A 21829-nucleotide genomic window follows, 5' to 3' on the forward strand; every position below is an offset into this window, starting at 1 on the left:
GCGCACAAGCGGTGAGCCAGTGGCTTTGAACTTCCCGATGTTTTCACGTCGGTGAGTTTGGCGTTGGATTGCCCGGCCCGACACATCCGCGCCGCCTATTGCCTATGCATAGACAATTGAGGAGAGCACCATGTGCGGTATTGTCGGCTATGTCGGCGCCCAGAACGCGACCCCGATCATCATCGACGGTTTGCAGCGCTTGGAGTATCGCGGCTATGACTCGGCGGGCGTCGCCGTGTTTCAGGACGGCGCAATTCATTTGCGCCGTGATGTGGGCAAACTGATCAATCTGCGCAATAAGCTGCACGCCGACCCCATCGGCGGCGGCATCGGCATCGGGCATACGCGCTGGGCGACGCACGGCGTCCCCGCCGAACACAACGCCCATCCCCACATCAGCATGGATGGCGAATTCGTCGTCGTGCACAACGGCATCGTCGAAAACTACCTCGAACTGCGCGAAGAACTGCAGGCTGAAGGCGTGGAATTCAAGTCGGAGACCGACACGGAAGTGATCGTGCAGTTGGTAGCGCGCTTTGCGGCCAACGGCGCACAAGGTGACATTACCGAGGCGACGCGCAAGGCGGTCGGCTACCTGCGCGGCGCGCATGCCATCGTCGTGATGAGCAAACGCCAACCAGATCGTCTGGTGGCGGTACGCATCGGCAACGCGGGCGGCGTGGCGATTGGCTTGGGCGACGGTGAAAACTTCATCGCCTCGGATATTCCCGCCATTCTCGAACAAACGCGCAAGATGATTTTCCTGGAAACGCGCCAGGTGGCGACTGTCTGGGCGGATCACTACACTGTGCAGTCGCTGGATGGTGCACCCATCAGCGTGGTCACGCACGACATCGCGTGGGATCCGGTCAGCGCGGCCAAAGGCGAATTCAAGCACTTCATGCAGAAAGAGATCTTCGAGCAGGCGCGCAGCCTCACCGACACCATTCGCGGGCGCGTCGAATTCGAACGCGAAGAGATCGTGCTCGGCGATCTCGTGCTCACACCGGAGCAGGCGCGCGACTTGCAGCGGATCGTGACCGTCGCCTGCGGCACGAGCTACTACAGCGGCTTAGTCGGCAAGTTCTACATCGAGAACATCGCCCGCGTGAACGTCGAGGTCGATTACGGCAGCGAATATCGCTACCGTGACCCGATCCTGAACGACAAAACTGCTGTACTGGCCATCACGCAGAGCGGCGAAACGGTTGACACGCTGGCGGCGATGGAAGAAGCCCGCGCTAAAGGCGCGCAGTTGTGGAGCATCGTCAATGCGTTCGGCAGTCAGGCGATGCGCATCGCTGACGGCTACATCACCATGAACGCCGGGCCGGAAATCGGCGTTGCCTCGACCAAAGCCTTCACGTCCAGCATCGTCGATCAGTATTTGCTGGCGCTGTACCTCGGTCAGCAGCGCGGTGTCCTCACGCCGACGCAGCGCCGCCAGCACATCCACGACCTTGCCCGCCTGCCCGATCTCGTCGGGCGCGTGCTCGACAACAGCGCCGCCGTCGAAGCACTGGCGCACAAGCTGTATCACTACACGGACTTCCTCTACCTCGGGCGCGGCATCAACTACCCGATTGCGCTGGAAGGCGCGCTCAAGCTCAAAGAGATCAGCTACATTCACGCGGAAGGCTACCCGGCGGGCGAGATGAAGCACGGCCCCATCGCGCTGATCGATGAGCACATGCCTGTGCTGGCCATCGCCCTCAAGGACTCGGTCTACGACAAGATGATCAGCCAGATTGAGCAGGCGAAGGCGCGCGGCGGCGTGGTGATCGCCATTGCGACGGAAGGCGACACGTTCATCAGCACCAAAGCCGACCACGTCATCTACATTCCGGAAGCGCCGGAACTGCTCTCGCCAATTCTCGCGGTGATCCCACTGCAGCTCCTCGCCTATGCGGTCGCGGTGGCACGCGGCGCAGACGTGGATCAGCCACGCAATTTAGCGAAAAGCGTGACGGTGGAATAAGTTGATTACGGGGCGGACAGATCGTTGTCCGCCCCAGCCTCAGCTAATCGTTTTGCCCATTCCGATTCCACACAACATCAAGATGGCGCTTGACGGCAGTCTGAACATCCTTCGCTGACCATCCGGTTTGCAACTCAATACCTATACCCGCCCAGTCATATAGCAAAAGAAGTTGCTTGGGCACGAATATGCTCCGATACCACGCAGCAAATCGCATCACAAATGACTCTTTTCCGGTCAAAACAATGCTAGATTGATCTCGATGCAGCCCACCGATTAGATGCTGCCCGTAAAGTGTGATGTGCCAATCTAACACGTAAGTGCGCGGTTTTGGCTGGCGCACATTGAACTCTACATGATCCCAACGCTTCGCAATTGCCTGTTTCAGCCAATCGGGATCAATATTCAGTTGAGGCGGGTCATAGTGCAGCGTGTCATAGATCCAATTTTCACGCCAGCGCCGATACTGCATTATGAAGGTTGTGTATTCTGCTTGTGGGCTAATAAGCCAGCTACCGCCATGCCACGAATACGGAAATTCGTGATCTATTCCGTACATCCGATAAGGCTGTGAATAGATTTGTTCCAGCGCTTCCAAGGCTTCTCGATCCACATGCCAACCCCAATGTGTGGGCAGTTGATGGTCGAACGCTGCCACACGATCCAGCGCATCAAGCGCCGGGGCAGTGTCTAATCCCCACGCCTGAGACAGTCGATACGCTGCCCAAAAACGTAGGTCTGGGGATTCATCGCTAAGGAGGCGAATGCACGTATCGACCAGCACAGGAACTTCGAGGAACATCTCGACCACACGGCAGCGCACTTCGAGATTTTCGGTCGGGTCGAAAGCGATACGGAGATAAGCTTGCACAACTTGGTCATCGGTTGACCCAAGGAGAGCATCAATTGCTCCGATGCGGTCGCGTTCGTGCGCATTGCGATTAACCACTATGGGTAACAGCGCTTCCAAATCAAGCGAGTAGTAATCGATCACGAGGTAATGTACCGCTCCGCATTCTCGGCCACGGCCAGTGCTAAACCTGCATCGCCGCTGACCCCTTCCAGCGTCCACGCCGCACTCAGACATGCGTACGCAAAGGTGAACGCCAGCAAGCGCCCGAGGTCAACCCCCATGCCGCGCGCAAGAATTTCGGCATTACGCAGCAAGCGCGTTTCACTGCGGAGGAGGTCGGGCACACCATCTGGGTTGCACAGCGTATTCGCCGCGTCGAACGCCCGCTCCCCGACCACCCCTTTCGGATCGTAGGCCAGCCAACCCCGCGCCGACTGCCGAACATTGTAATGATGCATGTCGCCATGCAGCACGCGCACATCCCGCGGGTCGTCGAGCAGACGGCGCGCCACAACCGCCGCCCGCGCAAAGATGGTGTCCGGGTACAGACTGGCACGCTCGAACAACGATTGGAAGCGCCGTTCGAGCAACCATAAGCCATTCGGGATGGGCGACCGAACCGCATGCAGTTGATTCAGCACGTCGGCGATGATTTCAGCCGCTTGTTCGTCGTCACCCCGTTCAACCATAGCCGTCAGGTTGTCGCCCTCGGCGTATTCGAGCAAATGGGCGATCGCCCCATGACGGAGCAGCTTGACCGACCCGCTGCCGTTCCAGTAGTCGAGCGCGACCGCCCCGCTCTGCTCATCGTCGACGCCAATCGGCGTGAGCAGCTTGAGCACAACGCGCTCCCCCTGATACGTGACCGTGTAGACCGTGCTGGTCGCCGTCTTGGCCAGCGGCTGCGGATCAGTGAGTTCCCACTCCTGCAAATAGTGGCTCAGATCCAGCATTGGTCGCCCAGCCGTTTCTTGCATTCTTCCAGCATCTCCACCGTACGGGTTGCGCCGGAACGGGTGACGCCCAGCGCGCGAATCTCCAGCAGGCGATCCAACGTGCGCACGCCGCCCGCCGCTTTGACCTGCACCTGCGGCGGAGCATGCTGACGCATCAGCTTGAGGTCGTCGTCGGTCGCGCCGCTCGGCGCGTAGCCCGTCGACGTTTTGACCCAATCCGCGCCCAATTCGCCGCACATCTCGCACAGCTTGATCTTGTGCGCGTCTTGCAGGTAGGCGTTCTCGAATATCACTTTGACCTTGCCGCCCGCCGCATGTGTCAAGTCGATCACCGCGCCGATGTCCGCGCGCATATAGTCCCAGTTTTCGCTCAGCACCTGACTGATATTGACGACCATGTCCAGTTCGATGCCGCCATCGCGCAGCGCCTGTTCGGCCTCCGCGACCTTGATCGCGGTCGTGTGGCCGCCATGCGGAAAACCAATGGTCGTACTCGGCGCGACCGTGCTGCCCGCCAGCAGTTCGGCGCAGCGTTTAAGGCCAAACGGCATGATGCACACGCTCGCCACCTCATACTTGAGCGCGATCTCGCAGCCCTTTTCCAGCTCGGCAGTCGTCAGCGTCGGGTTGAGCAGCGAGTGATCGATCATCTTGGCGATCTGGCTGTAGGTGTAATCCATCGTAGTTCCTTTCAATTCGCGTTCAAAAACGCGATGACGTCCTCATTAAAGTCGGCGGCTGCTTCTTCCATCGGCTGATGCCCGGTGTTCGGGTAGGTGATGATCTCGCTGTTGACGAGCGTGAGCGCCAGCAAGCGCCCATTGTCGAGCGAGGTCCATTGGTCGGCTTCGCCCCAGAGCAGCAGCGTGCGCGCCTCGATTTCGGCCACCTGCGCCTCGCTCAGCTTATTGCCCGCCGAATCGCGCGTCAGGCCGATCAGCCCCATGTCCCAATCCGGCGTCTGGAAGGCGCGCCAGTAGCCCGCGAAATCGATGTCGGTCAGGAAGGCGGGATCGGCGTGGAAGCTGGCGACCGTGCTGCGCACGCTCGCTTCCGTCAAACCGAGCCGCGTGCCAATCCGCGCCCACCGCGTGATCGGTGGAAAGCCCACGATCCCCCCGACGAATGGCGGCGGGCCGCTCGCACCAAGGATCGCGCCGTCGACGATAATCAGCCGCGCGACGCGATCAGGATGTCGCAGCGCGAAGTGCGCCAGCACATTCCCCCCGGCGCTGTGCCCGACGATCACCGCCGTGTCGATATTCAGCGCATCCATGAGGTGCGCGGTGAAATCGGCATTGTTGGCGTGCGCATAGTTGAAATCAGCGGGTTTGGCGCTTAAGCCCGCGCCCGGTCGATCGAACGCGATCACGTGATACCCAGCCTCGGCAATCGCATCCAGATTGTTGCGCCACACCCACGTCGAGCCATACAGCCCGTGCAGGAAGATCACGGCGGGTGCGGCGGGATCGCCTTTCTCGACGATATACGTGCTCACGCCGTCGACATCAATAAAGCGGCCAGCAACATCGGCGAACACGCGGGGATCGGTGCCGCTGCTGTCCAGCGGGATCAGAAACGGGAGGATGAAGGCGACAAAGAGGAGAACAAGAATCGCAATCAGCAGAACACGAGTACGACGGCGCATAGGCAACCTCGGATGAGCCAAACCGTTCGTATTGTAGCGCAGCTTCTCGATCTGATTGACATTTAGAACAAAATTTCGTATACTAGTGGGTATGATTATTCGATCCGAACCCGACTCCCTGCAGAAATTGGCGCTCATGGCGGAAAACGCCGCCTACGAGCGCGCGGGCGACGCGCCCCTCGCGGAGCGTCCGTATCAGTCGCACAGCCTCGCCGAATGTATCACCAACGTGAGCACGCCCAAGGGCAAAAAGCCCGTGCTCAAGACCATGATCACCACCGCCTGCGAGAAGAACTGCTTCTACTGCCCGTTCCGCGCGGGTCGGGGACGCACCAAGCGCGTGACCATCACGCCGGATGCCATGGCGAAAGCCTTTGACGTTTTGCAGCGCGCCAAGCTGGCCGATGGCATCTTCCTCTCGTCGGGCATCATCAAGGGCGGCACCGCGACGCAGGACAAAATCCTCGACACCATCGAGATCATCCGGCGCAAGTACGGCTACAAAGGCTATGTCCACCTCAAAATCATGCCCGGCTCGGAATATGATCAACTGGCACGGGCTTTGCAGCTTGCCGATCGCGTGTCGATCAACCTGGAAGCGCCGACGCAGGAACGGCTAGAGGCGCTCGCGCCGAAGAAAGACTTCGCCAACGACCTGCTGCGGCATATCCAGTGGGCGCATGACATCAAGCAGAAGACCGGGGCACGCGCCAGCGTCGTAACGCAGTTCGTCGTCGGCGCGGTGGGCGATACCGATCTCGAACTGCTCGCGCTGACCGAAAAGCTGCACCGCCAGATGAACCTCGCCCGCGCCTACTTCTCCGCCTTCAGCCCGGTGATCCAGACGCCGCTCGAAAACATCACGCCGACCGCGCCGCTGCGCGAGCATCGGCTGTATCAGGCGAGCTTTCTGGTGCGCGATTATGGTTGGAGCGTCGAAGAACTCAATTTCGCCGGAGCGGGCAACCTGCCGCTGGAAGTCGACCCCAAGAAGGCGTGGGCAGACATTAATCTGCTCAACGCGCCCATCGACCTGATGCGCGCGGAGCGCGACGCCTTGATGCGCGTGCCCGGCATCGGCGCGAAAGGCGCAGACGCCATTCTGCGTGCCCGAACCACTCGCCGCCTGACCGATTTGGGTCAACTCCGAGCGCTTGGCATCGCCGCGCCGGAACGCCTCGCGCCCTATGTGCTGCTCGCCAACGGGAAACCCGCGCAGCAGCTGTCGCTATTTTAGTCGCTGGTTAACGGCACACGCACGGTGTAGACTGCGCTGCCCTGCCCATCCAGACTCGACAAGCTCACGCGGAGTTGATCCGGCATTTCGCCGCGCTCCACGCTGACGCGATACTGGGCATCCGTGCCCCATTCGAGTTGGTCGTCGAGTACAACATCCGACAGCAGCAGAGTCGCGTTCCCCTCAAGATCGGACAACAGGAGATCGCCCTCTGACAAATAGGGTGTATCCAACACATCCCGATCCGTGTTGAACAGCACTAGATAAGCGTTGTCCTGCCCCGCCAACAGCAGTTGCCCCGGCAGCGGCGTCTCGACCACGTTGTTCTCCCGTCAATTCACAGTACACAATGCTGTCGGTATCGCACGCGGCCCCGATAGGCTGGGCCGCTTGCTCTTTCGAAACAGAACAAACAAGCCGTCATCGAGGCTAAAGAGATCACCACCCGGCGAGGCATCAGGATCTGAATTAGAATAGCCTATTCTACGGACTTGTCCGCTCATAATGTCGAAAACGCGGCGGTCGCGCTCCTCCCAGTAGTTTCCAGCCGTGCGCCGATATATAATCTCATGTGTATATGTATCCAGCAGGGCGACTTCAAACTCCGGAGCTTCATGGTTCGCTATTTCCGTCCTCCACAGGCAAGTGTTGTTGTAGGCAACGCTTAGGTCTTCATTGATGAGATCGATGCAACCGTTCTCATCGAGGATCAACGTCGCATACCGCTGTGCAGGGTCGAGATCATTCAGGCGCTCGACCTCCCCGTTGTACCACACCTCACGTTCACCCGTCGCCAAATTTACACGGATCAGATCGCGGGAAACAGCTTCTACGGTGCGGTAAGGTTCGTCTCGCACTACGCGAAAGCGAATGGGCATGAACAGATAGTCCCCATAAGGGTCATCATTCAGCGGCATTCCAACAACACAAATATCCGAAATGTAAAAAGTTTCACGTGCTCCAGTCGACTCAATTATCCAGTTCAGGTTACATCCCTCGGCTGTATGTTCGATCCAGGCAATGCGCCGCGGGTTTTGATAGAAGGCGAACCACGGTACCTCGCGAAGTTTCAGTAGCGAAGCTAGATGCATCAAGCTACCTGCTTGATCGACCTGCGCGAGCGAAACCTGTGCCCAAACTGAAGAATCCGGCTGATTCGACTCGTCAATCAGCACGGTTATATCGCCATACCAATTTACCCACTGATTGTCATAGCCCAAACCTTCACCAAGTACAACCACCTCATCCTGCTCAAAATCGTAGCCGAAGAAGTGCATGCCACCGACAATGACAGCGTAGCGTCCGCTCGGCGACGTGCTGATCCCCTCAACATATTCGCCGACTTGCAATTCGCGGCGCTCACCCGTATGCCAATTGCAGAGCGTCAGGGGCACGATTTCCGCGTTCGGCGCATAAATTTGGGCTTCGGCATAGTCGATGAACCAGTCGTCGGTTTCGCCTAAATGCTGGTACGAGACAAAACCGCAGTACGCGGCGGGGGTCGGGACAGGTGTTGGTGTACGGTACCTAGGCACGTACGGCGGAATGATCTCCACGGTGAGTACTTCGATGCCGGGAGCAAACACTCGTTCCGGGGTGGGCACAGTAAACTCCTGACCGGACACCATCCCGTTCACCAACAGTCCCAACAGTAGTATCGTGCTGATCACAATGCGAGGTTTCACGCCGAGCCTCCTTGATCGCTGCGCTGATGCTCAATCTTATTTGAGCTAAGCCTACTCCGGTGGTCAGACGCAGACAAGTGACGAACCTCAGCGGTTGCTCTGCGTCCAGCCTACGGTCGTTTTAGGCTGTATTTAGGCCATTCTTCGCTATAATCGGTTAGCTTATTTGCATCCAGGGAGATCAAACCGCGTGCGCATCTTGATCACGGGTATTGGTGGTTTTGTCGGTCGCCACCTCAGCGATTATGTGCTGGCACACACACCGGGAGCGGAGCTGCATGGCGCGATTCTCGCGCCGGAACACGCCATCCCGCAGGCGACCTGCCACGTCGTCGATCTCAAAGACAAGGCGGCGCTGCAGGACCTCGTCGCCCAACTCCGCCCGGATCATATCTATCATCTGGCAGCCCAGGCGTCGGTGCGGCGTTCGTTTGAAGACCCGTGGGAAACGCTCGAAAACAACATCCATGCACAGCTGAACCTGATCACCGCGTGCCTCACCCTCGACAAATCGCCGCGCCTGCTCATCATCAGTTCGGGCGAGGTCTACGGCACCGAAGACTTTGCCGACGCCCCGCCGACCGAAGCTCCCCCCTTCCGCCCCGGCAACCCCTACAGCGTGAGCAAAGTCGCGCAGGACATGCTCGGCTTGCAGTACTACCTGAGTCACCAACTGCCGATTATGCGAGCGCGACCGTTCAATCACTTAGGCCCCGGTCAGCGAACCGGGTTTGTCGCGCCGGATTTCGCGCTGCAAGTCGCGCGGATCGAAGCGGGCTTGCAAGAACCTGTGATCCGCGTGGGCAGCCTGAGCGCCGAACGCGATTTCACCGATGTGCGCGATGTCGTGCGTGCCTACCAACTGATCATGGAGCGCGGCACGCCCGGCGACGCCTACAACATCGCCTTGGGCAAATGCATCACGATTCAATATCTGCTCGACGTGATGCTCGCCGACAGCCGCACGCCCATCCGCGTCGAGGTCGATCCTGCGCGCATCCGCCCCGGCAAAGATAATCGCTCGTGGGGCGACGCTAGGCATCTGCGCCACACCACGGGCTGGGAGCCGCTCATCCCCATCGAGCAGACGATTCTCGACGTACTGAACGACTACCGCCAGCAGCTCAAGGCGGGCGTATGAAAGCTGTGCTGTTTGATCAACCGGGCGGCGCGGAAGTCCTGTACTATGGAGACGCGCCCGACCCGATCCCAGCTGCCGATGAACTGCTCGTGCGCGTCCATGCGACCGCGCTCAACCGCGCCGATCTGCTCCAGCGGCAGGGCGGCTACAACCCGCCGCCCGGCGCATCGCCGATCCTCGGCTTGGAGTTAGCGGGCGAAGTCGTGACGGCGAACGGCGAGTTTGCGGTCGGGGATCGCGTTATGGCCGTCGTCACAGGCGGCGCGTACGCCGAATATGCGACCGTGCCCGTCGGCATGGCGCTGCGCATCCCCGACAATCTCACCTACGAACAAGCCGCCGCTGTACCTGAAGCCTTTTTGACCGCGCATCTCAACCTGTTCACGCTGGGACGGCTCAAGGCGGGCGAAACCGCGCTGATCCACGCGGGCGCCAGCGGCGTGGGCACGGCGGCAATTCAACTGGCGCGGGCAGCGGGCGCGCGGGTCATCACGACCGCCGGATCGCCAGAGAAGATCGCTCGCTGCGTCGAATTGGGCGCATACGCGGCGATCAACTACAGAACCGAAGCCTTCGCGGAACGGATAAAACAACTTACGGAAGGTCGTGGCGTCGACGTGATCCTCGACTTCGTCGGCGCGCCGTACTGGAACGACAACCTCGCGTCACTGGCGGTCGGCGGGCGGCTCATGCTGATCGGCTTCCTCGGCGGCGCGGCAGGTCAGCTCAACCTCGGCGCGATTCTGCCGAAAAGCCTGACGATCAGCGGGACGACGCTGCGGCGCACCCCGCTCGACCAGAAGATCGCGCTCACGCGGGACTTTGCGGCGTTCGGCCTGCCCAGACTCGCCAGCGGCGAACTCATCCCGGTCATCGACCGCGTGTTCCCACTAAAAGAAGCCGCGGAAGCCCACCGTTACATGGCGTCGAATGCCAATGTCGGCAAAATCATCTTGTCCGTGCCTTAGTTTTGGCGATCTGCACACACAAACCCGACGATCATTCGACTGCCTTGCACATTGACGGAGCTTTGTTAAAATAGCACAATCAAATAGCAATAGGTATGCGAGCGAACGATGAACCTGCGCACGATGACCACGACTATGAATACTGATGGAGTGCCACAACAGTAGGCGGGGTTCGGCGCGTATATTGAGAGACGACAACCACACCCCGCCGAGGGGTGTTTTTGTTTTATTCAGCCTTTAGCACTGGAGATGAATTTTGGTCGCACAACCCGTTAGTTTGGACACCCCCGAGTTTTCGATTGCCGCCCCGGCTAATCGCGTGCCGGTCAGTGATTACCCCGCGCACATGATGGAAATTCCGCCTTCGCGTATGTTCCTGATCCGCGATGCGCTCAAGGCGTACAAGACCAAGTACGGCGCCGATGCCGCCACCTACGATGCGTCGCAGGGCGACGGCGGCGCGAGCTTACCCGGCGTCCCGCGCGACATCCTCGAACGCGCGCTGCAATTGCAAATCGAACATGGCAGCGCCTACGATCAGCCGTTTGGCACCGTGCAGTTCCGCAAAGTCGCCGCCGAAAACTACTGGCAGTTGGACGCGGCCTCCGGCTGGACGGGCGATAACATCGTCTTCACGCAGGGCGGGCGCGACGGTCTGCAAAAAGCCTACTCCGCGATGATCGCGCTCGGCGCGAAGGAAGTCGGCAGCGTGCTCGTCGTGTCGCGCGTCCCGTGGATCAGCTATCACTGGGGGCCGTATGCGCTCGGCTTGAACGTACTGCTCGCCCCCGGCGACCCCGCCGAAGGCTGGCGCTTCACCCCGGAAGGTATCCGCGCCACCGCTGAATTCGCCAAGCGCGAAGGCCGCAAAATCGCCGGGCTGGTCATCACCTCGCCGGATAACCCGACCGGGCGCACCATCCCGATGAGCGAACAGATCGAACTAGCGAAGGTCGCGCTCGCCGCGGGCTATCCGTACGTGCTGCTCGACTGGATCTACCACTGGGTGACCGACAGCGGCCACAACAACATCAACGAGCTGCTGCAGGCCTTTACGCCCGAAGAACGTGACCGCCTGATCATCCTCGACGGCCTGACCAAGAGCCTCGGCGCGTCGAACGTGCGCAGCGCGCATCTCTTGGCGGGCAAGAAGGTCGTCAGCCACATCGTGAGTCAGGCATCCCACGCCGTCGTGCCGAGCTATTTCGGGCAGGCCGTCGCCATCGCCGCCTATGAGATGGGCTTTGAGAAAGCCGCCGCCAGCATCATCGAACCGACGAAGGAAAGCCGCCGCATTCTGCGGGAAGCCCTCGCCGCCAGCAACCTGCCCCATATCATGGGTGACGGCTATTACGCCTTCATCGACTGCTCGGAGGCCATCGCAGCCGCGGGCTACAGCGACTCGGAAGCGCTGCTGACGCACCTCGGCGAAAATCACGGGCTGGCCGTTGTCCCCGGCATCTACTTCTCGCAGGCCGGCGCCAACTGGATTCGCTTCTCATACGCGCAGTCGCCCGCCAAGACCGAAGGCGCGGTCAAGCGGCTGTTCGAAGGTCTCGCCGCTCTGAAAAAGTAACGAAAAGACTCAACGCAAAGACGCGAAGACACAAAGGCGCAAAGCCAAAGCATCTTGCAACGCGTAGGGGCGCACGGTCGTGCGCCCTTATTCATTATTGCCTCTCCGCTCTGCAATGGACGCCAATCGACTTTGTTCAACTCCTTTGCGTCTTGGCGACCTTGCGTCTTTGCGTTGAGTCATTCTCTTTGCATCCCCTACCAATTGCGGTATTCCCTGGTGAAAATCAGGCGTAGAATACAGATAGACTTGAAAATCTACGGGGGACGCTATGAATTTTGGCAATCGATCCGAAGGGCGCGGCAATCTGCTCAGTTATGAGCAGGTACGCCCGCTGCTGCGCTGGACGTATGCGTGGATGGTGCTCGGCCTGCTGGTCACGGCGGCGGTCGGCGGCTACACGCTCAGCAACATCACCATGCGTGATTTGCGCTTTAATTCCAACATTGTCTTGTTCGCGGTGATCGCCGAGTTCGTCCTCGTGATCGCGCTCTCATGGGCGATGCCGCGCCTCGCGCCGTCGGTCGCCGCGCTGATGTTCCTAGCCTACTCCGCGCTCAACGGCTTCACGCTTTCGGTGATCGGCTTGGTCTACACCAGCGAGTCAATGGTCGCCGCGTTTGTGACCACGGCGGGGCTCTTCGGCGCGATGAGCGTATTCGCCTTCACGACCAACATCGACCTCAGCCGGTTCCGCGGCATTCTGTTCATCGGCTTAATCGGCATCCTAATCGCGATGGTGGTGAATATCTTCCTGCGCAGCGAAAGCATGATGTACATCATCAGCATTTTCGGCGTGGTGATCTTCACCGGGCTAACCGCCTACGACACGCAGAAGATCAAGAATATGGCGGCGTCGCAGGGTCTGGACTCCAACCCGGACATGGTCACCAAACTGAGCATCTACAGCGCGCTCATCCTGTACCTCGACTTCGTCAATCTGTTCCTGTTCCTGCTGCGCCTCATGGGCCGCCGCCGCTAAAACCCACCGCAGCGTGACTTCCTCGACGCGCAACAATTGAACTGGCGTCACTCCCCCTGAAATTAGGTGTTTTTCAGGGGTTTTCTTTTTTATCATACAAGTAAGCAAAATTATCGTAAACAAGTGACGACTGGATACTCAGAGGAAAGACATGGCCTACAGCAACTTCTTGGATCGCAGCCGGGAGCTCCCGGTCAGTCAAACCTACAGCGAGGTCAAGCCGCTGCTGAAATGGGTATATGCGTGGATGCTCATCGGCTTGTTGGTGACGACTTTCACGGCAGCCTTCACCGCCAGCAGCCCCGCCCTGCTTGAGCTCAGCCTCAACCCGATTGTTTCCATCGGCTCGTTCGTGCTGCAAATCGGGCTGGTGATCGCGCTCGGCGCACTGATCAACCGCTTGTCACCCGCCGCCGCGGCCATCATGTTTCTGGTCTATGCGGCGTCGCTCGGGTTCACGCTCTCGCTGATCTTCCTGGCCTTCAGCGCGGCTTCGCTGGCGACCGCGTTTGGCACGACGGCGCTCCTGTTCGGCTTGATGACGGTGGTCGGCTTCACAACCAATATTGATCTCAGCCGCTACAGCAGCCTGCTGTTCATGGCGGTGATCGGCATTGTAATCGCGTCGATTGTGAATATGCTGATCGGCAGCAGCTTCCTGATGATGATCATCAGCGCGGTGGGTGTGATTGTGTTCATGGGTCTGACCGCCTACGACACGCAGAACCTCAAGCGCATGGCCTCCGCGCCGGAAATTCAGGGCGATCAGGCGATGCTGGCGAAGTTCGCCATCTACGGCGCGCTCTCGCTCTACATCAACTTCATCAACATCTTCCTGTTCCTGCTGCAGCTCATGGGCGGCGGTGGCGGCGACGACTAAGCGTGTCCCCCGCACTTACATAGTGTGGATAATCGCAGAGACCGCCGAGGGTTCCCCCGATCCTCGGCGGTCTTTGCGTCCAGAAACTCACCGGGCGCATTGGCGTGCCCTCGTTCTTTAGCTGAACTCCAGCTTTTCTGTTTACTGTGAACTGTAAACTGTGAACTACCTTCTACCCGCCGAGATACGCTTCAATCACGCTGGCATCATTGCGCAGGTTATGCGCCGTATCGGCGTGCGTGATATACCCCGACTGGAGAACATAGCCGCGATGCGCGACCGCCAGCGCCATCTGCGCGTTCTGCTCTACCAGCAGAATGGTGGTGTTGGCTTCGCGGTTCAAATACGTAACCACGTTGAAGATTTCACGCACGAGCAGCGGCGCGAGCCCCATCGACGGTTCGTCGAGCAGCAGAATGCGCGGACGCCCCATCAGCGCGCGCCCGATGGCGAGCATCTGCTGTTCACCGCCGGAGAGCGTGCCGCCGAGCTGCTTCTGGCGTTCCTTCAAACGCGGGAAACGTTCGAAAACGGCGTCCATATCCTTGCCGATTTGCGCGTCATCACGGGTGAAGGCTCCCATTTCGAGATTCTCGCGCACGGTCAAGCGCGTGAAAATTTTGCGGCCTTCCGGTGATTGAATCACGCCGCGCTTGACCGTTTCGTGCGCGGGTACGTGCGTGATGTCCTGCCCTTCGAGCACAACGCTGCCCGAGCGCGCCGGGGTGATGCCGCAGATCGTATTGAGCGTGGTGGTCTTGCCCGCACCATTGCCGCCGATGAGCGTGACGATTTCGCCCGCATCCACCGTGAGCGAAATCCCCTTCAGCGCTTCGATGTTGCCGTAAAACGTGTGAATGTCGTGAACTTCTAACAGGCTCATGTTTCCGTCACCTCATCGACGGGCGCTGACCCGAGATACGCTTCGATCACTTTAGGATCGCGCTGCACTTCGTGCGGTGTCCCCTGCGCGATCTTCTGCCCGTAGTCCATCACGCTCACCTGATCGCTGATGGTCATGACCAGGCTCATGTCGTGCTCAATGAGCAGAATGGTCAGGTCGCGCTCATCGCGCAGGCGGCGGATGAGGTGCATCATTTCGTCCGTCTCTTGCGGATTCATGCCCGCGGTCGGTTCGTCCAGCAGCAGCAACCGGGGATCAGACGCCAGCGCGCGCGCAATTTCGAGACGGCGCTGCAACCCATACGATAAATTCGCCGCCAGTACGTCGCCGGTGCCGCTCAAGCCCATGTAGTCGAGCAATTCCAGCGAGCGGTCAATCGCGTTGAGCTGTTCGCGGCGGCTGCCCGGCAGGCCGAGCACCGCAGACACGGGATTCGACTTCAACCGGGTGTGCATACCGACCAGCACGTTTTCCAACACAGTCATACCGGAGAACAGCCGAATATTCTGGTAGGTACGCGCAATGCCCGAATGCATGACGCGATCCGGCGCAAACCCGGTGATCGTCTTGCCGTCGAACACGACCTTGCCTTCTTCCGGCGTGTAAAACCCGGTGATGCAGTTGAAGAAAGTCGTCTTGCCCGCGCCATTCGGCCCGATCAAGCTGGCAATCGTCTTGCGCGGAATTTCGAGATCGACCCAGCGCACCGCCGTCAAGCCGCCGAACCGTTTGACCAACCCGCGAACGTCGAGTAGTAAATCGCTCATGGCGTGTTCCTCTTGAAATAGTTCCCCTTCTCACGGGCGACTTCGGTCAGTTGACGGACAGGCGGAGGGATCAGGCCTTGAGGTTTTATCAACATCATCACCACGAGCAGCACGCCGAACGCCAGCAGGCGATAATCGGAGAGTTCGCGCAGAATTTCCGGCAGGCCAACCAGCACCAGCGACCCGACAATCGCGCCGGGGATCGACCCCAGACCGCCGATGATGATCAGGCTGAGCACGTTGATCGACACGAGGATCGTGAAGCTGTCCGGATAGGCGCCGTAGAGACGCGTCCCGGCAAGCGCGCCGCCCATCCCCGCGAACGCCGCGCCGATGGCGAACGCCGAGAGCTTGGTGCGCGTCAGGTTGACGCCCATCGCCTGCGCGACGTCTTCGTCGTAGCGCATCGCGAGCCATGACCGCCCTAGCCGGGTATCAACCAAGCGTGACACCACTACTCCGGCGACGAGGATCCCCCCCAGCACCAGATAGTAGATGCCCGCTTCGGTCGTCAACTGGAACACCCACGCCGGATTCAGCGCCGATAGATCAATGGTCGGACGCGGGATGTTGGCAATACCCTGCGCCGCGCCGAACAGCGGCTTGAAGTCATCAAACTTGACGAGGATGCGGATGATTTCGCCAAAGCCGAGCGTCACAATCGCGAGATAGTCACCGCGCAGACGCAGCACCGGAATACCGAGCAAAATCGCCGCGAACGCGCTCATAAGGATGGCGACCGGCCATGCCTGCCAGAAGGTCATGACGCCCGTACACGCGCTGATGAGCGTCTCCGGCGTCAGATTTTCCGGCGCGATGCCGCCGCACGTGAGCAGACTCGGCGTCGTCAGCAAACCAATCGTATATGCGCCGATCGCGAAGAACGCCACATAGCCGAGGTTGAGCAGCCCCGCGTAACCGACCACAATGTTCAGGCCGATGCCCATGATAATGTACAGGCCGACGAGGTTGAACACGTTGGTGATGTACTGCCCCATGAACACCGGCGCAACGATCAGCAGTGCCAGCAGCACGACGAACGACAGGCCAGCGCGCGTGCGCTGCGCCGGGCGGCTGAGCGATTCGTACTCATGCTTGGCGGTGTCGCCCATCTGCGGCACGAACCACGCCATCAGGAACAGCAGCGCAAACGTGAGCAGCGTCGCGATATCGTTCATGCCCCGCTGCCAGTTCAGCACGCCGATGATGATCAGACTGATGGTGAACTGCACCAGTCCATTATGGAAAGTTTTGGAGGTGCCGCGCGCCAACCCACCTGCCAAACTGACGAGGCCGAAGATGATCGCCAGCGCGATCAAGCCGCCGCCCGTCGAGAGGATGACCGGGACGGTGCCTGTACCCCGCAGAACACCGCCATCCGCCAACGCGCCGCCGTTGACCAGCGCACCGAAGATGATGCCCAGAACCAAACCGGGCACAGCGCTGGCGATCAAACGGGGGATGAGCGGCAGCTTGAGCAGCAGGCTCACGGCATAGCCGAGCGCAAAAGCGAACGCGATGGTGAGCGCATCCGGCAGGGTAATGATGTTCTGAATCTGGCTTTCGAGCAGGCCAACCACGACGGTGAGCGCCAGCGCATACAGCAGTGCGGTACGCAGTCGTGCCGGAATGATGAGCAGAACCGCCATCAGCACACCGATGACCACGCTTAAGCCGATCAGCGTGATCACGCCCGCGCCAATCTCTTGCCCGAAGGCTAACGTCGTGCGGGCGGGCTGCTGCAAGTTCGGGAAGACAAAGGTGAGATCGACATTCGCTTCGATGAACACGAACAGCGCCAACACCGCGCCGATGATCACGCTGCCGATCACCGCATTGATCAGAATTGCCGTGCTGCCGCCTGACCGCGCCCGTGAGCCGGTCACGTAGGCCGCCGCGCCGAGCATGAGTACGAGCGCCAGCACATCGAGTGTGACGCGCCCCTCGACGACTTCACGCCCGCCAAATGAGGCGAAAATCCCGGAGAGTGAGAGGATCACCGCGATGACCGCCGTGATCAGGGCATAGCGAAGAGTATCGCGCCGCATGATTTACGCTTTCTTCTTGGCGAGCACTTCGCCGAAAATACCCGTGGGCCGGAAGATCAGGATCAGGACGAGCATCCCGAACGCGATCACGTCCTTCAACTGCTGCGACAGGCCAAGCAGCGACGGTGCGACCGATTCGACCACGCCGAGGAAGAACCCGCCGAACATCGCGCCGGGGATATTGCCGATCCCGCCCAAGACCGCCGCCGTAAACGCTTTGATGCCGGGAATAAACCCGATGAACGGCGATACCTGCTGGTTATACAGCGCGAACAGGACGCCCCCGGCTCCGGCCAGCGCCGCGCCCAGCACGAACGTCGTCACAATCACGCGATCCACGTTGATGCCCATGAGCGCCGCCGTCGATTTATCTTCGGCGACCGCGCGCATCGCTTTGCCCGTCTTGGTACGCTGCACGATGAACCACAAAATCGCCATCAGTGTGACGGCCAGAAAAAACACAACAAAATGGATCGGCAGAATGCGCAGTTCCAGACCGGCGATGACGACGTCGTAGCGGCCTTTGATCAGGTCGATGCCCTGACACACGGTCTGCCCGTTCACGTCGATGCATTCCTGATTCGGGAACAACTGCGGCAGCACGTAGAAATTGACATCGGGATAGCGGCGGGTGCTCGCGCCGAACAGGCGGAGGAACAACTGCTGCAGCGCAATCGACGCGCCAATGGCGGTGATGAGCGGCACGAGCCGCGGCGCGCTCCGCAGTGGGCGATAAGCAATACGTTCGAGCAGCACCGCCACGATCACTGATGAGATCGCGCCGGTGAGGATCGTGAGCAGCAGCGCCAGCGCGGGCTGCGTAAGGAGCAGGCCGTTCCGCTCGAAAGCGTCAATCGTGAAGAAGCCGATATACGCCCCCGCCATGAAGATTTCGCCGTGCGCGAAGTTGATCATGAGCAGGATGCCGTAGACCAGCGTATAGCCGAGCGCGATCAACGCATAGATGCTGCCCTGGGCGAGACCAAAAATGAAGTTCTGCACGAAGCGTTCAAGGCTGTAACCACCCTCAGCGATATTCGCATAGGCGGTGTAGAGCAGGAACAGGATGAAGATCATGCCCACTAAGCGCAGCGGGTTGCGGATGGTATTGTCGAGCAGCCACTCACCCACTGATGATCGAGCAGTGGTCGGCTGAGCGAGGCGCGGTGAATCTGACGCCATAATGACTCCCTAAGGCGAGTTTATTTTGTGGGTGATATTTATAACAAACGTGGCTGAAAAATTACAGGGATGCGGACGATTTGATTTCACATGAATTTAACGGGGTTTGTTTGTGCAGTTTGCCGCATTGAACAGCAGAGGAAACTGTGTAGAGGCGCCATGTCATGCCGCCTCTACGACAATTGTCATACGAGTCGGGATAAGGCTGCCCCTACCCCGACTGATTTCCAAACTTAGCTCGAAGCGGTGGCTTCGGGCGTCACTTCCGCGGCGGGCGTCGCTTCGGGAGTGGCTTCGACCGGAGCTTCCGGCGCGGGTGCATCTTCGATCACCACTTCACCGTCGACCACGCGGCCAACGCTGATGAGGGCGAAGTCGCCATCGGTCGCCTGATAGATGCCGATGTCCGACACCGAGGTCTCGCCATTGCCTTCAGCGTTCAGCACGCCGGTGAGGCCCTGGAAGTTCTCAACGCTGCGGATGTATTCCGCAATCGCCGCGCGGTCGAGCACGAGGTTGCCGCTGGCATCCACCGTACCAGTCGCTTCGACAGCGTCGAGGAACAGGTTGGCCGCATCGTAACCATTCGCATGGTACGGAGCCGGCGGTTCTTCGCCGTAGGTCGCCACGTAACGTTCGAGGAAGGACGCGAGAGCATCGCTGCTCGCCGCCACCGCGCTCGTCGCATACACGCCTTCCGACGACGCACCGGCGAGTTCGAGCACTTCCGTGCCACGAATGCCGTCAGCGCCCATGAACGGCACATCTTCGAGGCCCGCATCCGCGCGCTGTTCGATAATACGCGCCGCTTCCGCCGGGAAGCCGCCGAAGTAGATCAGTTCCGGTTCCTGCTGCGCGATGTCGTCGAGCAGACCACGGAAGTCAGTGTCACCGACGGTCACCGCATCCGAAGCAACCACTTCGCCACCCAGTTCGGTGAAGCGCGCGGTCACGACGTTGACGAGGCCTTCGCCGTACGGGCTGCCGTCATGGATGGTGGCGATCTTGGTCAGACCAAGCACGTTATAGATGTATTCCGCAGCGATCCGGCCCTGGAAGGCATCCGAAACCACCGCGCGGTTGAAGCTGGTGTAACCGCTGGCCGTGAGGTCAGGGGCGGTGCAGCTCGGGCTGATGGTCGTGTAGCCAGCCGCATCGAAGATGGGGGCGGCCGCACGGCACGCGCTCGAGCACATCGGGCCGACGACGCCAATCACGGTCGCATCCGCCGAGAAGCGGTTCGCGACAGCCTGGCCACCTTCAGCCGCGCACAGGTCGTCCTGCGCATCGAGGGTCACGGCGAATTCCGCGCCACCCACGGTGACGGTCGGGCGATCTTCGAGCGCCAGTTCCACACCGCGCTGAATGTCGACGCCGAGCGGGGCGATACCTTCGCCGCTCAGACCAACGGCCACGCCGATGACCAGCGACTGACCGGGTTCAAACGTGATCGCGCCAGCAGCTTCGGCCACCGGTTCAGGGGTCGCTTCTTCGGTCGGGGCGACCGTCGGTTCAACGGTCGCTTCTTCCGTGGGTTCGACGACCACGGCTTCTTCGGTCGCCACTTCAGTCGCTTCCACAACCACGGCTTCTTCAGTCGCCACTTCGGTCGCTTCCACAACCACGGCTTCTTCGGTCGCAGCTTCGGTCGCTTCCGCAACCACGACGGCTTCTTCGGTCGCGGCTTCCACAACCATCGCCACTTCCGTAGCTTCTTCGGTCGCGGCTTCGACGACGGCTTCTTCAGTTGCCACTTCGGTCGCTTCCACCACAGCTTCTTCGGTCGCAGCTTCGGTCGCTTCTTCAGTCGCAGCTTCAGCCACGGCTTCGGTCGGCGGCACTTCCGTCGCCGGCACTTCCGTCGGCGGACGCGGCGTAGGCGTAGACGTGGCGGCTGGCTGGCACGCGGCCACAACCAACGCCAACACGATCAGGAGTACTAAACTCCAACGAACTCTCGACATACTTCCCCTCCAAATGATGAAACACGTGCAAATCAAACCAAATGACTAAAAGGAGACTCTCCTTTTAACATCATAACAAAAATTGTTTCAAAAAAGCGAGCTTTGCTATTGTTTTTCCACAAACAGGCGTAAATTGGCGACGGTGTTGATCGGCACGGCGGTTTTGGTTTCGTCAATCCGCTTATTCAGCCCGACCAGCACGTCTTTGGTGCCAATTTCGAGGAAAGTCTGCGCACCATCCGCCACCATGTGCTGCACGGTTTCTGTCCAGCGGACCGAATTGGTCAGTTGGGTCTCCAGCTCACGCCGAATGTCGGCGACCCCAGCGAGAGGCGCGGCGCTGACATTCCCGTAGATGGGAACGGTCGGCGCGCTGAAGTCAACCTGCGCCAGTGCCGCAGCGAAGGCATCGGCGGCGGGCTGCATCAACGGCGAATGGGAGGCGATACTCACCGCCAGCTTGATCGCGCGGCGCGCGCCAGCGCTTTTCGCCAACGTCAGCCCAACTTCCAGTGCCGCCGTATCGCCCGAGATGACGGATTGGCCGGGACAGTTGTCATTGGCGAGCACGAGCGTGCTGCCCGTTTGCGCGGCAGCTTCGGCGCATACTTCGCGCACCTTCGCTGAGTCGAGGCCGAGAATCGCGGCCATCGCGCCGGGCTGCGTATCCCCCGCGGCTTTCATCAGACGACCGCGTTCGCGTACGAGGCGCACCCCCGCGGCAAACGGCAGCGCCCCCGCCGCCGTCAGCGCCGTGAATTCGCCGAGGCTGTGCCCGGCGACGAACGCGGGCTTAGCGTCGGGGAGTTCGGCTTGCAGCGCGCGCAAAATCGCCAGTCCGCTAACATACAGCGCTGGCTGCGTATTGATCGTGTCGTTGAGAAGTTCGTCTGGTCCCTCGAACATGAGGGCGGACAGAGAGAAGCCAAGGATATCATCAGCTTGCTGGATGAGTTCGTGCGCGACAGGATAGGAGTCGGCAAAGTCCTTTGCCATCCCCACAACCTGCGATCCTTGACCGGGAAACACAAAAGCAGCAGAAGACCAATCCATAACCAGA

Annotated in this window: 19 protein-coding genes; 7 read left to right on the plus strand and 12 right to left on the minus strand. The window is 60.1% G+C overall.

What is annotated here, in order from left to right:
• Nucleotides 1-130 precede the first annotated feature (130 nt).
• Nucleotides 131-1978, plus strand: coding sequence for a glutamine--fructose-6-phosphate transaminase (isomerizing) (gene glmS, locus IPK17_RS04470; protein ID WP_343416459.1), 1848 nt, complete (start codon nucleotides 131-133; stop codon nucleotides 1976-1978).
• A gap of 43 nt (nucleotides 1979-2021) precedes the next feature.
• Here glmS and IPK17_RS04475 read toward each other — a convergent pair whose 3' ends face one another.
• Genes IPK17_RS04475 through IPK17_RS04490 form a run of 4 tightly spaced genes read right to left on the minus strand, consistent with a single transcriptional unit; the run spans nucleotide 2022 to nucleotide 5435 of the window.
• The gene (locus tag IPK17_RS04475) at nucleotides 2022-2972 is read right to left on the minus strand and encodes a HEAT repeat domain-containing protein (RefSeq protein WP_343416460.1); all 951 of its coding nucleotides are present in this window, start codon (nucleotides 2970-2972) and stop codon (nucleotides 2022-2024) included.
• Nucleotides 2969-3808, minus strand: a complete 840-nt coding sequence (locus tag IPK17_RS04480; RefSeq protein WP_343416461.1) for an aminoglycoside phosphotransferase family protein — start codon at nucleotides 3806-3808, stop codon at nucleotides 2969-2971. Before IPK17_RS04480 ends, IPK17_RS04475 begins: the two co-directional genes overlap by 4 nt.
• The gene (deoC, locus tag IPK17_RS04485; protein ID WP_343416462.1) at nucleotides 3772-4467 is read right to left on the minus strand and encodes a deoxyribose-phosphate aldolase; all 696 of its coding nucleotides are present in this window, start codon (nucleotides 4465-4467) and stop codon (nucleotides 3772-3774) included. Before deoC ends, IPK17_RS04480 begins: the two co-directional genes overlap by 37 nt.
• Nucleotides 4468-4478: 11 nt before the next feature.
• The gene (locus IPK17_RS04490) at nucleotides 4479-5435 is read right to left on the minus strand and encodes an alpha/beta fold hydrolase (protein WP_343416463.1); all 957 of its coding nucleotides are present in this window, start codon (nucleotides 5433-5435) and stop codon (nucleotides 4479-4481) included.
• Between the two features lie 91 nt (nucleotides 5436-5526).
• Here IPK17_RS04490 and IPK17_RS04495 point away from each other — a divergent pair, with 91 nt between their 5' ends.
• Entirely contained in the window at nucleotides 5527-6672 is a 1146-nt protein-coding gene (locus IPK17_RS04495; RefSeq protein ID WP_343416464.1) for a radical SAM protein, read from the plus strand.
• On the opposite strand, the gene IPK17_RS04500 is transcribed toward IPK17_RS04495, so the two are convergent.
• Nucleotides 6669-6992 (minus strand): hypothetical protein, encoded by a 324-nt coding sequence (locus IPK17_RS04500; protein WP_343416465.1) that lies wholly within the window; start codon nucleotides 6990-6992, stop codon nucleotides 6669-6671. The two genes, IPK17_RS04495 and IPK17_RS04500, sit on opposite strands and share 4 nt — an antisense overlap.
• A gap of 12 nt (nucleotides 6993-7004) precedes the next feature.
• Nucleotides 7005-8357: a hypothetical protein gene (locus IPK17_RS04505; RefSeq protein WP_343416466.1), complete on the minus strand. Its 1353-nt coding sequence runs from the start codon at nucleotides 8355-8357 to the stop codon at nucleotides 7005-7007.
• A gap of 190 nt (nucleotides 8358-8547) precedes the next feature.
• Between IPK17_RS04505 and IPK17_RS04510 the strand changes: the two genes are divergently transcribed.
• From IPK17_RS04510 to IPK17_RS04530, 5 genes are all read left to right on the plus strand, one after another.
• Nucleotides 8548-9498 carry a GDP-mannose 4,6-dehydratase gene (locus tag IPK17_RS04510; protein WP_343416467.1) on the plus strand — a complete coding sequence of 317 codons (951 nt, stop codon included), beginning with the start codon at nucleotides 8548-8550 and terminating at the stop codon, nucleotides 9496-9498.
• Nucleotides 9495-10466: an NAD(P)H-quinone oxidoreductase gene (locus IPK17_RS04515; RefSeq protein WP_343416468.1), complete on the plus strand. Its 972-nt coding sequence runs from the start codon at nucleotides 9495-9497 to the stop codon at nucleotides 10464-10466. The genes IPK17_RS04510 and IPK17_RS04515 overlap by 4 nt, the downstream gene beginning before the upstream one ends.
• 256 nt (nucleotides 10467-10722) lie before the next feature.
• Entirely contained in the window at nucleotides 10723-12042 is a 1320-nt protein-coding gene (locus IPK17_RS04520; protein ID WP_343416469.1) for an aminotransferase class I/II-fold pyridoxal phosphate-dependent enzyme, read from the plus strand.
• Between the two features lie 271 nt (nucleotides 12043-12313).
• The gene (locus IPK17_RS04525; protein ID WP_343416470.1) at nucleotides 12314-13024 is read left to right on the plus strand and encodes a Bax inhibitor-1/YccA family protein; all 711 of its coding nucleotides are present in this window, start codon (nucleotides 12314-12316) and stop codon (nucleotides 13022-13024) included.
• Nucleotides 13025-13175: 151 nt separating this feature from the next.
• A complete protein-coding gene (locus IPK17_RS04530) occupies nucleotides 13176-13904 on the plus strand; it encodes a Bax inhibitor-1/YccA family protein (protein ID WP_343416471.1) in 729 nt (242 codons plus the stop codon).
• A gap of 172 nt (nucleotides 13905-14076) precedes the next feature.
• Here the strand turns inward: IPK17_RS04530 and IPK17_RS04535 are convergent, their stop codons facing one another.
• The 6 genes from IPK17_RS04535 to fabD all read right to left on the minus strand — a co-directional run bounded on the left by IPK17_RS04535 (nucleotide 14077) and on the right by fabD (nucleotide 21822).
• Nucleotides 14077-14787 carry an ABC transporter ATP-binding protein gene (locus IPK17_RS04535; protein ID WP_343416472.1) on the minus strand — a complete coding sequence of 237 codons (711 nt, stop codon included), beginning with the start codon at nucleotides 14785-14787 and terminating at the stop codon, nucleotides 14077-14079.
• A complete protein-coding gene (locus IPK17_RS04540; protein ID WP_343416473.1) occupies nucleotides 14784-15575 on the minus strand; it encodes an ABC transporter ATP-binding protein in 792 nt (263 codons plus the stop codon). The genes IPK17_RS04535 and IPK17_RS04540 overlap by 4 nt, the downstream gene beginning before the upstream one ends.
• The gene (locus tag IPK17_RS04545) at nucleotides 15572-17623 is read right to left on the minus strand and encodes a branched-chain amino acid ABC transporter permease (protein ID WP_343416474.1); all 2052 of its coding nucleotides are present in this window, start codon (nucleotides 17621-17623) and stop codon (nucleotides 15572-15574) included. Before IPK17_RS04545 ends, IPK17_RS04540 begins: the two co-directional genes overlap by 4 nt.
• 3 nt (nucleotides 17624-17626) lie before the next feature.
• Nucleotides 17627-18805, minus strand: a complete 1179-nt coding sequence (locus IPK17_RS04550) for a branched-chain amino acid ABC transporter permease (protein WP_343416475.1) — start codon at nucleotides 18803-18805, stop codon at nucleotides 17627-17629.
• Nucleotides 18806-19038: 233 nt separating this feature from the next.
• A complete protein-coding gene (locus tag IPK17_RS04555; RefSeq protein WP_343416476.1) occupies nucleotides 19039-20769 on the minus strand; it encodes a branched-chain amino acid ABC transporter substrate-binding protein in 1731 nt (576 codons plus the stop codon).
• 105 nt (nucleotides 20770-20874) lie between these two features.
• Entirely contained in the window at nucleotides 20875-21822 is a 948-nt protein-coding gene (gene fabD / locus IPK17_RS04560; RefSeq protein WP_343416477.1) for an ACP S-malonyltransferase, read from the minus strand.
• Nucleotides 21823-21829 lie beyond the last annotated feature (7 nt).

The organism is Candidatus Flexifilum breve, assembly GCF_016713355.1.

Coding starts and splice junctions, on each gene's coding strand:
- glmS (WP_343416459.1), top strand. CDS start 131: ATGTGCGGTATTGTCGGCTATGTCGGCGCCCAGAACGCGACCCCGATC.
- IPK17_RS04480 (WP_343416461.1), bottom strand. CDS start 3,808: ATGCAAGAAACGGCTGGGCGACCAATGCTGGATCTGAGCCACTATTTG.
- deoC (WP_343416462.1), bottom strand. CDS start 4,467: ATGGATTACACCTACAGCCAGATCGCCAAGATGATCGATCACTCGCTG.
- IPK17_RS04490 (WP_343416463.1), bottom strand. CDS start 5,435: ATGCGCCGTCGTACTCGTGTTCTGCTGATTGCGATTCTTGTTCTCCTC.
- IPK17_RS04495 (WP_343416464.1), top strand. CDS start 5,527: ATGATTATTCGATCCGAACCCGACTCCCTGCAGAAATTGGCGCTCATG.
- IPK17_RS04515 (WP_343416468.1), top strand. CDS start 9,495: ATGAAAGCTGTGCTGTTTGATCAACCGGGCGGCGCGGAAGTCCTGTAC.
- IPK17_RS04525 (WP_343416470.1), top strand. CDS start 12,314: ATGAATTTTGGCAATCGATCCGAAGGGCGCGGCAATCTGCTCAGTTAT.
- IPK17_RS04530 (WP_343416471.1), top strand. CDS start 13,176: ATGGCCTACAGCAACTTCTTGGATCGCAGCCGGGAGCTCCCGGTCAGT.
- IPK17_RS04535 (WP_343416472.1), bottom strand. CDS start 14,787: ATGAGCCTGTTAGAAGTTCACGACATTCACACGTTTTACGGCAACATC.
- IPK17_RS04540 (WP_343416473.1), bottom strand. CDS start 15,575: ATGAGCGATTTACTACTCGACGTTCGCGGGTTGGTCAAACGGTTCGGC.
- IPK17_RS04545 (WP_343416474.1), bottom strand. CDS start 17,623: ATGCGGCGCGATACTCTTCGCTATGCCCTGATCACGGCGGTCATCGCG.
- IPK17_RS04550 (WP_343416475.1), bottom strand. CDS start 18,805: ATGGCGTCAGATTCACCGCGCCTCGCTCAGCCGACCACTGCTCGATCA.
- IPK17_RS04555 (WP_343416476.1), bottom strand. CDS start 20,769: ATGTCGAGAGTTCGTTGGAGTTTAGTACTCCTGATCGTGTTGGCGTTG.
- fabD (WP_343416477.1), bottom strand. CDS start 21,822: ATGGATTGGTCTTCTGCTGCTTTTGTGTTTCCCGGTCAAGGATCGCAG.